The organism is Pseudoalteromonas sp. BSi20652 (assembly GCF_000239855.1).
Lineage (GTDB): Bacteria > Pseudomonadota > Gammaproteobacteria > Enterobacterales > Alteromonadaceae > Pseudoalteromonas.
Genome location: NZ_BADT01000081.1, coordinates 1 through 12706, shown reverse-complemented (window position 1 = coordinate 12706; position 12706 = coordinate 1). Strand labels below are relative to the sequence as shown.

Sequence of the window (12706 nt, the reverse complement as noted above, 5' to 3'; positions counted from 1 at the left end):
GTGTTTCTAATAAAAGCCTAGCTATCATCTTATATAAAACGGCGTAACTTGAATTTACATGAACCAAAATAGATATAAAGCATCGTTTCCTGCACCTAATATTGGTAGTGACTATTTTGTTTCATCAACGTGGAGCAGCTACGGCTATTGGGTAGTAGTAGCATTGACTATGCTTGCTCATTACATGATGTACTATAGCGTTGACGGTCTAGAGCATGGCAAAGATTTAAACACAGTAGTGTTGATAACACTTAGTGCTCTTGCTTTGTTTGTTTTAAATATTGCGGCTCAATCTATATCTTGGTTAGGCAGGTTTTTGGCAGTTGTTTGCTTTAGTGTTAGTTTGTTTTTTATTTTATCGATTATCTATCTTAGTATCTATGCTCACTTTCCAATTGCTTATTTTGGTCCTGTTATTTACTTTGGTTTAGCAGGGTACTTTTATAATAAAGACTATTTGAAAGTGGTGAAAACTTTATAGCATTAGCTTTCTACTCACTATTTTCATAACTTCAGGAAACTGTGTTCTCTTATCTAAGTCACACCATCTTACTTTTTAAACTCGTCATAAAATGCAATTTTCCCTCGGCCTGTTTCTTTTACGTGGTAGAGCATTTTGTCACCATTGATCATTAATTCGAGTAGCTCATCACCATCTTTAGGGCCAACTGCAATACCAATGCTTGCACCCACGGCGCATGTTTTATTTTGTGAAATATAAATGTCTTGTTGTAGCTCATTTAGCAAAGCGTTTGATTGCTCACGCGTTGCTGCTTTGTTGTAGGTATTAACTTGCCTTGCAACTATAAACTCGTCACCGCCTAGGCGGATACATATGTCGGTTTCTTGGTTAAAACGCTTTTTAAATCGGTGTGCTATTTCAATAAGTACTTTATCACCGGCTTCGTGGCCGTAGGTGTCGTTAATGGGTTTAAACTTATCTAAATCAATCATCATTAGTACTAGGTGCTGATTGTGTTTAATGCACTCGCGCAGTGCTTTTTTAAGGCGTTTTTCACCGGCTCGGCGATTAAGTAGGTCGGTAAGTGGGTCGTGATCGGCTTCAAAGCGGGTTTGAAATTCGCGTTCGGCGCGCTCAGTTACATCATGTAAAATTACTTCAACGAAGTGTTCTTGATGATCGCTTCGCTTTGTTTCACGTTGCTCAGTTAATCTTACAAATAAGCAGTGCAACCAAATGGTTTTATGGCCCACTTTACACTCTATATCTAGGGTTGCTTGCGGTGGGTTTTTATCACAACGTATATCTGCAAGCAGGTTTTGTAGTTCATCAACGTTATTTAACAAAGCAGGAAAGTGCAAGGTTGATAGTTCTTCTTCGCCGGGTACGGTAAAGTAATGTTTAAACGCGGGATTAAAGGTGGTGATCATATTTTTGTCATCTAATAAACAAATACCGGCGCTGGCTTGTTCAAAAATAAGTCTAAATTTCGCCTCTAGTTCTTGAGTTTTTATACGAAGGGATTGCTCATTACTAATGGTTAGCTTTAACTCATGCATTAGGGCATTTATACCTTGTGTTAGCCTGCTTATTTCGTCTTGCTTACCTTGCTTAAACTGTAGCATTGTCATGGTTTCGGGATTGGTAGGATCAATTGTCGCAAAGCTGTCTGTTAAGTTTTGAATGGGCTGAGTGAGCCATTTGCGTACAACAAGTGACACAAAAAAAGCGATGACGATTGATTGAATCAGCATCAAAATAAATTCTTTTATAAGTGATGACTGTGCTTGTTGTTCAATAAAGTTATCGTCGGGGTATATGGCGAGTACACCTATAAAAGTGTCTTCTATAAAGGGGTGAACTAATTTAATTAATACAGCTTCTTTTTTTTGTTAATAGAGCCACTTGCAATAAATAAATCCATTTCTCCTTTTGGGTTTACTTCACCTTCTAAGCTTGCGCCTTGGACTAAATCATTACTTAGCAAGCCATTAATAATTTCTTGGCTCAATTCACGATCGTTTAGGTAGGCTGCTATGGCGGCTGTTTTTCCCATTGTTTGTGCTAACTGCTGCACGAGCAAGTAATTTGTGTTTTTCTTTTCTTTAAGACCCGAATAATAAGAAAGTGTTGACGATAATAACGTCACTACAATAGCGACAATTGCGATTGATAGAGCAACACGTACGTAGAGTGCTTGGCTAATTTTTATCAAATGTATATACCACTTTTACTGCGTCTGTAACCTGCGATTTAGGAATATAACCAATTGCAAATTGTGATGCAGCGATTTTTTTTAACGCGTCTTCAACGGATGTTGACGGTGATGGGGGCTTTGCGCGCCCTGAGAAAAGCAACCTTGCCCAATAAGCATTAATTTTTTGCTCATTTTTGTTAACCAGTTGCAGATAAAAATCATTTTTTAATACTGATTGCGCCGGTAAATCAAGTGGTTTTGAGGTTTCACCATCAGGAAACGTTAAATAGCGACCCATATAAATATCAATCACTTCGCGTTTAGATAAAGCGTTAATTGTATTATTTTTGTTTACCACCACTACAAATTCTGTAGATTTTGCTTTAGCACTAACAATAACCAGGCAAAGCGGCAGCAACAAATAAAGAAGTAAATTACGATAGCTGATCATTGTTAAAACACCATACTAGCGTTCAAACTTAGCATATGTACTTTATGGCCTTTGTCTACATCTGCAGGATTACTAAGGCTCCATAAACCAGCGCCTTGGGGCTTAATATCAAAGCGGTCTAGTTGAGCTTTTAGTGCTAATCGCTCCGATAGTTGCCATTTTACACCTATGTTAATTGAATGCTGATGAACATAAGGCACCTTAATAGCAGCTTGAGTTGCAATTGCTAACTGTTGGATCGGCTCTGAAATTTGATCGGGTGTACCTGGTGAAAAAACAGGGTCGTTTACTTGTATGATATTGTGACGATTTTTTGCTGCTGAAAAGCTCGTGTAAAATATTGCATTGTTTACCCTATACCCAGCGCTAATGTAAGTGCTGAAAACTGAGGGAGCTATAATCCAATCGGATTCTGAAATACCTACTTCAGATTGAATTAGCCAATTTTCATGGTCGTAGGTAAGTCCAAACGCGGCATATTCTATACTGTGGCCTTTGGTATTAAATTTGTTAGATATTGTTTGTGCTTGTGGCCATATACTTTGTGGTACAGCGTCTAGTAAGGCTAAAAACTCATCCAATGAGGCCAACTTATAGCCACCAAAATCAGATTTAGATAAAGAGAAACGTACGGTCCATTCATCTAGTGAGTAGGTTGCACTAAAGGTGGTTAAATTATCAAAATCAATAAAAAAATCTTTGTTATATGCTTGTAACTTTGCTGTAGAGCTTCCATATGCGATCTTTATACGTAAAAAGCCTTCATCAATGGCTTTGCTGTATTCAATATCCACACCGTCGTAGTTTCCTGCAATATTTGCAAAAGAGTAGTATTCATGAGGAGGGCGTATCCACAAGTAGGCATAACCGACATAAGGATATTCAGAGAGTAAATAAAGGTCACTGTTTAGCCTGCCGGCACGAATAGCCCAATGGCGCGAGGGGCGATAACGAACAAAAGCAAGCTCTAAGAAGTTATCAAGGCTTTTGAAGGTATGATCCTGTAAAACCACTTGAACCACAGAGTCCCAATTTTTTGATAGTGATATATTAGCCTGACCACCTAAAATTGAATCACGTGTTACTGAAAAACCGGTTTCGTTTTTGTTTAAATAATTTGAGGCGAAGGCAATATCTGAATCGTCAGTGTAACTGAGTGTTAAGGATGCAAAACCACTAAATTGCACGTCAATTTCATTTGCATAGCTTTTATTAGCAGCAGAAATAACCAATATGGCTATGGCAATTGTACCTCGGAACAACATGTTAGCGCTTATTTTTATGATATAGATAATAATAAGATAGCACATCTTATTAAATTACCAACTTAAGCATTACAGGTGCTTATTAAATAAATACAAGAATAAACAATACACTTATCCTAAATTTTGTATTTAGTTAAACGAAGTAATAGGTCAGAGGAAAAACAAGATGAAAAATTTGTGACATTTATCTCTATAAGTGACGACGACATAGATTATAAACCAATCGATTTATCAATATTCCCAAACACAAAACCGTTGATTACTGAATGAGCTTTACTTTTAAAAGGTTACTTTAATTAGTCAACCTTTTAAAATTAAAGCTCTAAAAACTTCTATTTAAAAGAGTGCATAGTCATCATTTGGTTTTTTAGGATTAGTCCAGCGCTGTTTATCATCAACAGAAAGGCGTGGTGCACCTTGTGCCGGTAATCGGCGGCGCTATCCATATAACCACATACAAAGTGAGTTTGCTTGCCACTGATTAGAGGCTGAAGAAAAAAGCTGAATAATTTGGTAGATTGCTATTTAGAAGTCCTAATAATGAACAAGTTAAATAAAATTGAGAGAAATGCAGTAAATTATAGTAAGAGCTTATTTATTACTTTTAAAAATTAACGTAGGTGCTCAATATTATATTGAGGCATTGCTTTACATAAAATTTTAAGCTGACACTGACAAGAATGCACAGCGCTGCTTAAATTGGCGGTTGAGGACGTAAATTTTTTCCTTCTAAAGTATATTCTGAGCATATTTGAGGGCGAAGGCTAATCATAACTCTGTATTCAATTGTTTGTGTTTCAGATAATAGAGAGTGTTTTTTTAACTTTAAAATAAAAAATACTATTGATATTCAATTGCTTAAAGTGAAAGTTGCTAATGGTGGATTGTTATTGGCGTCTATTAATTGCTCAAAAAAATATTCAAAAGAGTTAATAGCAAAGCAATTATTACGACCTCAACTCTCTGCGCTTTTAGTGGTGCAGCAATAACATTAACGCGCCTCAATTAGTAAATTAATCTAATCAAGGCGAATAAATTTTACCATTTTAAAATATTTTCGATAACTTTTAGCTTATCGTTATAAGTTTTTATACCTGAACTATGAAGTAACGCTACAGCGCTAAATGAAGGTATGTTTACTAATTTTTTATGTTGGCTGGATATTAAGCGGTTAAATAGACTATACACCGCAGTGGAGTTAAATTGTTTAGGGCGTTTAATTTGCCATTGGTCAATGCCTTCAGTGGGTAATGTACAAGGGATATGACCAGGGTAAGCTTGCCAAGGGGTGTTTAGGGCTTCTGGAAATGCGTAGCGTAAAAAATCATGATAAAAACGGTGCTTCCTAACGTTTGAAATAGGTTGGCATAACACATGTCGAAGCACTTTCCATGAATAAAATGGCAAGCAAAAATCCATTTGATAATCGTCAACCTTGTCAAATGGAATGGCTAAATGATGATGTTGATCGTTTAGTAATAAAAACAAATAGTATGCTTTTTCTAAAGGTATATCGCCAAATTCTTTTAACGAAAGCACAATATTGGTTTTGAGTTTTGTTTGCATTTTTTCTGCGTTGTGAATGATTGATTTTGGGATGTAAGCAAATTGCTGAGATAAATACGCGTCGGCTAGGCGCTCAACATCCTGGCTTAAAGCAGCTTCGTATACTTTGTCAGAATAATAAATAACACCAAGACCAACACTGCCGCCATTACCAGACCAAGCCAAGCGAGAACGAGTCACTTTTTCATAGTCTGAATGTGCTCCATTTAGCCAATGTTTTCCTAATCTGTCTTCTATTGTTTTAGCTTGAGTATCGTTAACTTTAATTACATCTAGGTCAATTTTTTGGTCTTGTGCAAACAAAGTTGCACAGTATAAATCTTGTGTTTTATGTTGAGAAAAATTTAGTGCAGAAATTTTTAAATTTCGTTTTTTTAATAGGCAGGCAATTAATCGCGAGTCTAATCCACCTGAAAGGGTTGTAAGCACATGCTGATCGTTAGCAAGATATTTATCGACGTTATTAGATAGATCCTGTTTTAACCCTTCTAATATTTTGTCGTAACTATGGTTGTTTTTGGTAAGTGAACACCAGTCAAAATACTGTGTTTTAGTTATGCCACTGCTCGAAACCTCTACTCGAGTACCTGGATTAATACAGGAAATTTCATTGTAGTGGGTATGTTCAAAGAGATAATAACCTAAAGTTGCGTATTCCATCATTCCTTCGTGATTACTACTCAGTGGCACGCCTAACTCTTTTAGCAAACTATATTGAGTACTAAATATAAATGCACCTTCATAATGCATATAGTAAAATGGTCTGATCCCAAGTGCATCGGTTGCTAAATCTAATAAGGGGGTGTGTTTATTAAATCGAGCCATACAAAAAACACCTTCACACTCTTTTAACGTGGCGTTGGTATAATTTTTATTAAGTGTATTTAAGTCTGTATTACGATCAGCACTGAGCAGAGGATGACCAACTAGCGATGCAATATGCGAATCTGTTTGCAAAAAAGCACTGGGTCCAAATGTTTTGTAATCTAAGGTCGCCATATATATTGTGTGTTCTTGAATATCATTATACTGCGCATCACTGCTTTTACTCTTTTGAGATTTTAACTTATTAACAATGAAATCATGCTGTTGTGTTAGTCCTGATGCGCAAAAAATTCCAAAAAGTTTAGCCATACAATCCACCTTTTTAACCGTTTAGTTGTTAAATAAGTTTCAAGGTTTATGCCAGAGTTAAATATATTCGTTAATGCTCAAATAAAACGTTCCACTTTTTTTAGTTCACAAAAACAGAGTGATTTTATAGTTGAATTTTTTTATATGCATTTTATTTAAATGATAAACCTCAGGCTTTGGAACGAAATCATTAGTGAGTTTTACCAGTTTGTGTGGGGATTTACGTTAATAAGCACAATTTTTTATGGTTGTTAAACATGGTGTTTTCGCCATGACTAACAGTACTTATGACGACATTGAAGGATTCTCGATATTATCGAAGCAACAAAAAGACACAAGTTGATTATATGCTTTGAATAATTGTTAGCGTGTTAAAAAGGCTGCTTGTTTAAAGCAGCCTTTATTAAATGCAAATTGGGTTGTATGTAGTTTATTTGAGTCTGTTCTAATGGGTAACTCTGTCACCCCAAATGTCTTCAAGGCGGCTATCGCGACCACAACGCCAGCGATAGGTATTGTATCGGATTGGGTTGTTTTTGTAATAATCTTGATGGTAGCTTTCCTTACCTTTTATAGGGTAAAAGGTACTTGCGTTTAGTATAGGTGTAACCACAGTTTGCTTAGGAAATTCAGCGACTACAGCTGCTTTTGTTTGTTCAGCTAATTCTCGTTGTTCGTCGTTAGCAACAAAAATAGCACTTAAATAACTAGGACCTTTATCGCAAAATTGACCGCGGGCATCAAAGGGGTCGATATTTACCCAGTAATGATCAAGTATACCTTGATAGCTTACTATGGCTGGATCGTAAGTGATTTCTACAGCCTCAAAATGGCCTTTATGATTACCATTATAGGTAGGGTTTTTTAATTCACCACCCGTAAAACCCGATATTACATCGGTTACGCCTTCAAGCTTTTCAAAGTCACTTTCCATACACCAAAAGCAACCCCCAGCTAAAACTGCTTTTTCGGTTTTTTCTGCATGGGCAAGTGACGCATAAAACAAAACAGATGAGGTTAAAACTAGACCTAATATTTTTTTCATAAAATCTCGCATCAGTATGATGAATGTATAAACAATTATGTATAACTAGTAGACCTTTAATTAATAAAAGGTATTTCAATATTTAGTTGTATAAATATGTTTTAGATCATTAAACAGTAGTATTAATTACACAAACAGTGCTTATTCGTGTAAAAATGTGCGTATGTGCTGCTTTATATGCAAATTATGACTTGAGGTATTATGAATTTAAAAAACACAACAACTCATTACAATACACTTTCGATTTTACTCCATTGGTTTATGCTACTACTCATGATAGCCGTATATGCCAGTATAGAGTTACGGGTATTTTTTGATAAAGGAACAGATACGCGTGAAGCATTTAAAATGTGGCATTTTATGCTTGGTCTATCGGTATTATTTATTGTGTGTATACGTTTAGTGGTGCGTTTTAAAAGTGGACCAAAACCACTCATAAAGCCCGCACCGCCAAACTGGCAAGAAAGGACAGGTAAAATAATGCATTTGGGTTTGTATGTTTTAATGCTTGCAATGCCTATAGCAGGTTGGCTAATTTTAAGTTTTGCTGGCAAGCCTATTCCATTTTTTGGCCTAGAGTTACCTGCATTGGTGGCTAAAAATAGTGATTTAGCAAAACAAATAAAAGAAATACATGAAACCGCTGGCGTTGTTGGTTATTACTTAATTGGTTTGCATGCTGCTGCGGCTCTGTTTCATCATTATATTGTACGCGACAATACATTTAAACGAATGCTGCTGAGTAAAGATGAGTAGAATAACGTTCAATTATTGTGAATGTTAATACACTAAAAACCGCTTTATTTTAAATGATAAAGCGGTTTTTTAAATATAGAGCTATTTGATTTGGGCTTCTCGAGCTAACTGGTTTGGTAAAAGTTGCTCTACTATTTCGCGTGCTGGTAGTGTGTGGCGTGTTCCGTCAAACATTACGGAGGTAAATTCATTAATATTAGTAATACCGGTTAGGGTCCAACCTTCGCCACGTTGTGGGCAGTAAACGGTGGTAGTAGGTTGTATTACTTTAAACTCGTCATTCATGACTAATGCTCTCAATATAATGCTTGTTAATGGGATATGGTAAGTTAATAATGTATTTCCATAAAGTGCTATTTCAACTAACTAAAAATAAATGTTTAAAACTTTAAAGTTACCTCGCGTTACTCTGCGTTTGATTACTCATAAGCATGCAGCACAATTATTTACTATTTTAAATAATCAACTTGTTGCTCAATTTAACGATTATAAAACGCCGCTAAGTAAAGCTGATATTAAACAATTAATACAAGACGATATAAATGGGTACTATGAAGGCAACGTTATTCGTGTTGCAATTGAACATAATATAAATGGAAACCTAATTGGTACATGCGGCCTATATAAGATTGAGCATAAAAGCAGTAGTGCGTTTATAGGCTTTGAACTAGCTCCATTTTTTTGGCAGCAAGGGTTAATGAGCGAGGTGTTAGTAGGGTTTATAGATGCCTTACCTAGCATACTTCAAATAGACCAGCTTTTTGCACAAGTTAATACTCAAAATATTCGTTCTCACACATTATTAACCAAGCTTGGTTTTGAACTCGCCAGTGAAGCTATTATTAAAAGTGCCGATGGAGTTAATGATTTAAAACTAAACAATAATTTTGATAAAGCTCAAAGTAAAATTTGGCACAAATGTTTAAACACTAAATGAATTATTCGTAAATAAACGTTTACTAGGGCGTGTGTTAATGCTTTTTAAAGCGATAAAACATACTCGTTTTGTATTAATCAATTGTATTTAAACGCGTATAGGAGTTAAGATTTTAGGCCTGTTTTAGTTCAATTGACTTTGTTGCGCTTTAAATGTGGCAATGAGGCCAACGCGATTAATTACTCAATAGTCAATCTAAAGGAATGCTATATGGCAATAAAAATAACAAAGCACCATTTTATTAATTTAAGTTTAGCTGTAGTCATTTTTGCTATTGGTATTTTAGCTATACGCTATTACAACCATTATGTATCGGCCTATACAGATGTAACAATTAACTCAAGCGTGCTTAATGAGTCACGCAAAGTGTTTATAAGATTACCCGCTAATTACAATCCTAAAAAAGCATATCCCTTAATTATTAAAACCGACGGTAACTTTAATTTAGATACATGGGATAAAGCACTTACAAAACAAGCTAAGAGCGAAAGAGGGGATAAGGCTATATTGGTGTCTATTCCTAATTTGTTTTTTACCGATACACGTAATCGCGATTTAGTGCCTCCTTATGCTCGCCAAGATGTAAATACACAAGCTCGCCCAGAGCATGAAACACTTATTGAACCAAATGGTGAAGCCGACAAGTTTTTAGCGTTTATTGAAACTGAGTTACTCCCGTATTTATCGGCAAAATATAAGCTTAGTAATAACCGTGTATTAAGTGGTTTTTCGGCAGGTGGTAGTTTTGTACTTTATACACTGCATACAAAACCTGAACTGTTTAATGGCTATTTTGCTTTTAGCCCAGCGGCTTGGTATGACGACATGACAGTGGTTAATAATGTAGAAGCGTTTTTAACTGCTCAATCTAATAACGTTAAGTCGCCAACTTATTTATATCTTTCGGTGGGTGGAGCAGAGCATCCGTTAATGTTAAAAGCGTTTAGTAATTTAGAGTCTGCTTTAACAGCAAACCCTAATAATAACCTTGTGTGGCAAAGCGCTGTAAATGAAGGTGCTGAGCATTCAGATAATCCACCACTTAGTGTAGCTAAGGCATTGGCTGGTTATAGTACGTTTATTAAAAAGTAGGTTAGGTAGGTTTAAGCACTTGCTGTATATACACAGTTAGTGCTGTTTTACCTATTTATGATAACGAATCAGTTTTATAGCACTTTACTTAGTTTAATATTATTAACGACTTACGAAGAGAAGTTGGTTTAAATTAGTTTTGTAAAGCAAATGACCATGCTGTGCTTATATACAGTGCTTAGTTATTAGGTTAAATTACCCCAGTGATTATGAGCATGTACCACACCTATCTGTTACTGCTTTTAATCAGTCTTATGTCTTTGTGATCAGCAATAAGCAGTGTAAGTACTTTGCAATTTAAATATGGTTTCACCATCTTTTTGCACTCTTAATGCGGTTAATATAAATTTGCTGGTGGTGCTATAATAGAAGAACACATCATACCAAGTGTTATTATAATGCTAAACTAAGCAATAGAGTCAAATTGCTTAAAAAGTTATCAAAGGGTAGTGAAAATAATTAAACTGCTGGTTTATATAAACAAAAGAGCATTTACATAAATGCCAGTAACACGCTAAAAGTGTTTCTACTCTAATTTGTTATTTTAATTACGAGTAGCACAGTGATAGTAATTGCCTTAAACGACGTGGTTTGCCTTTAAACTTTCATAGAAAAACAAGCCATTTTGGTTTAAACTGCGCGCAATTTAAATACATCATTACTCCTTTGGAGGGTAGCGCTATTATTAGTACAGCTAATGTCACCATGCAATTTGGTGCTAAACCATTATTTGAAAATATCTCAGCAAAATTTGGCGACGGTAACCGTTACGGTTTAATCGGTGCAAATGGTTGTGGTAAATCAACATTTATGAAAATTTTAAGTGGTGAGCTTGAAGCGTCTTCAGGTAATGTAAGTACTGATCCTAACGAACGCGTTGCTAAACTAAATCAAGACCAGTTTGCCTACGAAGAATACTCAGTAATTGATACTGTGATCATGGGTCACAAAGAGCTGTGGAAAATAAAACAAGAACGCGACCGCATTTACTCTTTACCCGAAATGAGTGAAGACGACGGTATGAAAGTAGCCGATCTTGAAACTGAGTTTGCTGAAATGGATGGTTACTCTGCAGAATCTAAAGCAGGCGAGCTTCTATTAGGCGTAGGTATTGGTACAGACCAACACTTTGGCCCAATGTCAGAAATTGCACCTGGTTTTAAACTACGAGTGCTACTAGCACAGGTGTTGTTTTCAGACCCAGATATAATGCTACTTGATGAGCCTACCAATAACTTGGATATTTACACCATCAAGTGGTTAGAAGACGTGTTAAACCAACGCGACTGTACCATGATAATCATCTCGCATGACCGTCACTTTTTAAACTCTGTGTGTACTCACATGGCCGACATTGACTACGGTGAGCTACGTATTTACTCAGGTAACTACGACGAATACATGTTTGCAGCAACGCAAGCACGTGAGCAGCTACTTAGCGAAAACGCGAAGAAGAAAAACCAAATTGCTGAACTTCAACAGTTTGTATCACGTTTCTCTGCTAACGCATCTAAAGCTAAGCAAGCAACATCGCGCGCTAAACGTATCGACAAAATTCAGTTAGACGAAGTTAAAGCGTCTTCACGTCAAACACCGTTTATTCGTTTTGACCAAGAAAAGCAGTTATTCAGAAATGCGCTTGAAATGAATAACTTAACGCAAGGTTTTGACGACAACACGTTGTTTTCTGGACTTGAAGGTTTAGTAGAAGTTGGCGAACGTATTGCTATTATTGGTGAAAACGGTGTTGGTAAAACAACATTACTTAATACATTGGCAGGGCGCTTAGCACCTAAAGCCGGTGAGTTTAAGTTCTCAGAAAATGCGAATATTGGTTACTACGCGCAAGATCACGCAGATGAATTTGCAACCGACATGAACTTGTTTCAGTGGATGGAACAATGGCAACAAGAAGGCGACGACGAGCAAGTGGTTCGCAGCTTCTTAGGTCGTATGCTGTTCTCTCAAAACGATATTAAAAAGTCAGTTAAAGTAATTTCAGGTGGTGAGCAAGGCCGCATGCTGTTTGGTAAAATTATGATGCATAAACCAAACATATTACTAATGGATGAGCCAACAAACCATATGGATATGGAATCTATTGAAGCGCTTAACTTAGCACTTGAAGCCTACGAAGGTACATTAATGTTTGTATCGCACGATCGTCAATTTGTATCATCGGTAGCTACCCGAATTTGGGAAGTTAAAGATGGTAAAATCATTGACTTTAGAGGCAACTACGCAGAATACCTAGCGAGTAAAGAAGCTTAATTAGCTATTTACCCGTTAACCCTAAAAAGA

The 12706-nt window shown here is 36.2% G+C and carries 12 protein-coding genes; 5 read left to right on the top strand and 7 right to left on the bottom strand.

From position 1 onward, the window contains the following. Nucleotides 1-58: 58 nt before the first annotated feature. Nucleotides 59-481, top strand: a complete 423-nt coding sequence (locus P20652_RS11625; protein WP_008167713.1) for a hypothetical protein — start codon at nucleotides 59-61, stop codon at nucleotides 479-481. Between the two features lie 68 nt (nucleotides 482-549). Here the strand turns inward: P20652_RS11625 and P20652_RS17850 are convergent, their stop codons facing one another. From P20652_RS17850 to msrA, 6 genes are all read right to left on the bottom strand, one after another. After that, the gene (locus tag P20652_RS17850; protein ID WP_008167712.1) at nucleotides 550-1716 is read right to left on the bottom strand and encodes a sensor domain-containing diguanylate cyclase; all 1167 of its coding nucleotides are present in this window, start codon (nucleotides 1714-1716) and stop codon (nucleotides 550-552) included. A 116-nt stretch (nucleotides 1717-1832) separates the two neighbouring features. Beyond that, the gene (locus tag P20652_RS20810; RefSeq protein ID WP_008167710.1) at nucleotides 1833-2177 is read right to left on the bottom strand and encodes a hypothetical protein; all 345 of its coding nucleotides are present in this window, start codon (nucleotides 2175-2177) and stop codon (nucleotides 1833-1835) included. Then, nucleotides 2164-2610 (bottom strand): hypothetical protein, encoded by a 447-nt coding sequence (locus tag P20652_RS11630; protein WP_008167709.1) that lies wholly within the window; start codon nucleotides 2608-2610, stop codon nucleotides 2164-2166. Before P20652_RS11630 ends, P20652_RS20810 begins: the two co-directional genes overlap by 14 nt. Before the next feature lie 2 nt (nucleotides 2611-2612). After that, complete coding sequence (locus P20652_RS11635) at nucleotides 2613-3875, bottom strand: hypothetical protein (protein ID WP_008167706.1); 1263 nt, start codon at nucleotides 3873-3875, stop codon at nucleotides 2613-2615. Nucleotides 3876-4913: 1038 nt separating this feature from the next. Further along, on the bottom strand, nucleotides 4914-6575 hold the full coding sequence (locus tag P20652_RS11640; RefSeq protein ID WP_008167703.1) for an asparagine synthase-related protein: 1662 nt from the start codon (nucleotides 6573-6575) through the stop codon (nucleotides 4914-4916). A gap of 445 nt (nucleotides 6576-7020) precedes the next feature. Next, a complete protein-coding gene (gene msrA / locus P20652_RS11645) occupies nucleotides 7021-7620 on the bottom strand; it encodes a peptide-methionine (S)-S-oxide reductase MsrA (RefSeq protein ID WP_008167699.1) in 600 nt (199 codons plus the stop codon). Nucleotides 7621-7821: 201 nt separating this feature from the next. Here msrA and P20652_RS11650 point away from each other — a divergent pair, with 201 nt between their 5' ends. Further along, on the top strand, nucleotides 7822-8376 hold the full coding sequence (locus tag P20652_RS11650) for a cytochrome b (RefSeq protein ID WP_008167698.1): 555 nt from the start codon (nucleotides 7822-7824) through the stop codon (nucleotides 8374-8376). A gap of 81 nt (nucleotides 8377-8457) precedes the next feature. Here the strand turns inward: P20652_RS11650 and P20652_RS11655 are convergent, their stop codons facing one another. Further along, complete coding sequence (locus P20652_RS11655; RefSeq protein WP_008167695.1) at nucleotides 8458-8661, bottom strand: hypothetical protein; 204 nt, start codon at nucleotides 8659-8661, stop codon at nucleotides 8458-8460. Between the two features lie 91 nt (nucleotides 8662-8752). Between P20652_RS11655 and P20652_RS17845 the strand changes: the two genes are divergently transcribed. From P20652_RS17845 to P20652_RS11665, 3 genes are all read left to right on the top strand, one after another. After that, nucleotides 8753-9313, top strand: a complete 561-nt coding sequence (locus tag P20652_RS17845) for a GNAT family N-acetyltransferase (RefSeq protein ID WP_008167693.1) — start codon at nucleotides 8753-8755, stop codon at nucleotides 9311-9313. Nucleotides 9314-9523: 210 nt separating this feature from the next. Then, the gene (locus P20652_RS11660) at nucleotides 9524-10405 is read left to right on the top strand and encodes an alpha/beta hydrolase (protein WP_008167691.1); all 882 of its coding nucleotides are present in this window, start codon (nucleotides 9524-9526) and stop codon (nucleotides 10403-10405) included. Nucleotides 10406-11086: 681 nt separating this feature from the next. Next, complete coding sequence (locus P20652_RS11665; RefSeq protein WP_076915491.1) at nucleotides 11087-12676, top strand: ABC-F family ATPase; 1590 nt, start codon at nucleotides 11087-11089, stop codon at nucleotides 12674-12676. The last annotated feature ends 30 nt before the right edge of the window (nucleotides 12677-12706 follow it).

Excerpts from the sequence above, each read along its gene's own strand:
- P20652_RS11640 (WP_008167703.1), bottom strand. The coding sequence starts at position 6,575 with ATGGCTAAACTTTTTGGAATTTTTTGCGCATCAGGACTAACACAACAG.
- P20652_RS17850 (WP_008167712.1), bottom strand. The coding sequence starts at position 1,716 with ATGCTGATTCAATCAATCGTCATCGCTTTTTTTGTGTCACTTGTTGTA.
- P20652_RS11660 (WP_008167691.1), top strand. The coding sequence starts at position 9,524 with ATGGCAATAAAAATAACAAAGCACCATTTTATTAATTTAAGTTTAGCT.
- P20652_RS17845 (WP_008167693.1), top strand. The coding sequence starts at position 8,753 with ATGTTTAAAACTTTAAAGTTACCTCGCGTTACTCTGCGTTTGATTACT.
- P20652_RS11635 (WP_008167706.1), bottom strand. The coding sequence starts at position 3,875 with ATGTTGTTCCGAGGTACAATTGCCATAGCCATATTGGTTATTTCTGCT.
- P20652_RS11625 (WP_008167713.1), top strand. The coding sequence starts at position 59 with ATGAACCAAAATAGATATAAAGCATCGTTTCCTGCACCTAATATTGGT.
- P20652_RS11650 (WP_008167698.1), top strand. The coding sequence starts at position 7,822 with ATGAATTTAAAAAACACAACAACTCATTACAATACACTTTCGATTTTA.
- P20652_RS11630 (WP_008167709.1), bottom strand. The coding sequence starts at position 2,610 with ATGATCAGCTATCGTAATTTACTTCTTTATTTGTTGCTGCCGCTTTGC.
- msrA (WP_008167699.1), bottom strand. The coding sequence starts at position 7,620 with ATGAAAAAAATATTAGGTCTAGTTTTAACCTCATCTGTTTTGTTTTAT.
- P20652_RS11655 (WP_008167695.1), bottom strand. The coding sequence starts at position 8,661 with ATGAATGACGAGTTTAAAGTAATACAACCTACTACCACCGTTTACTGC.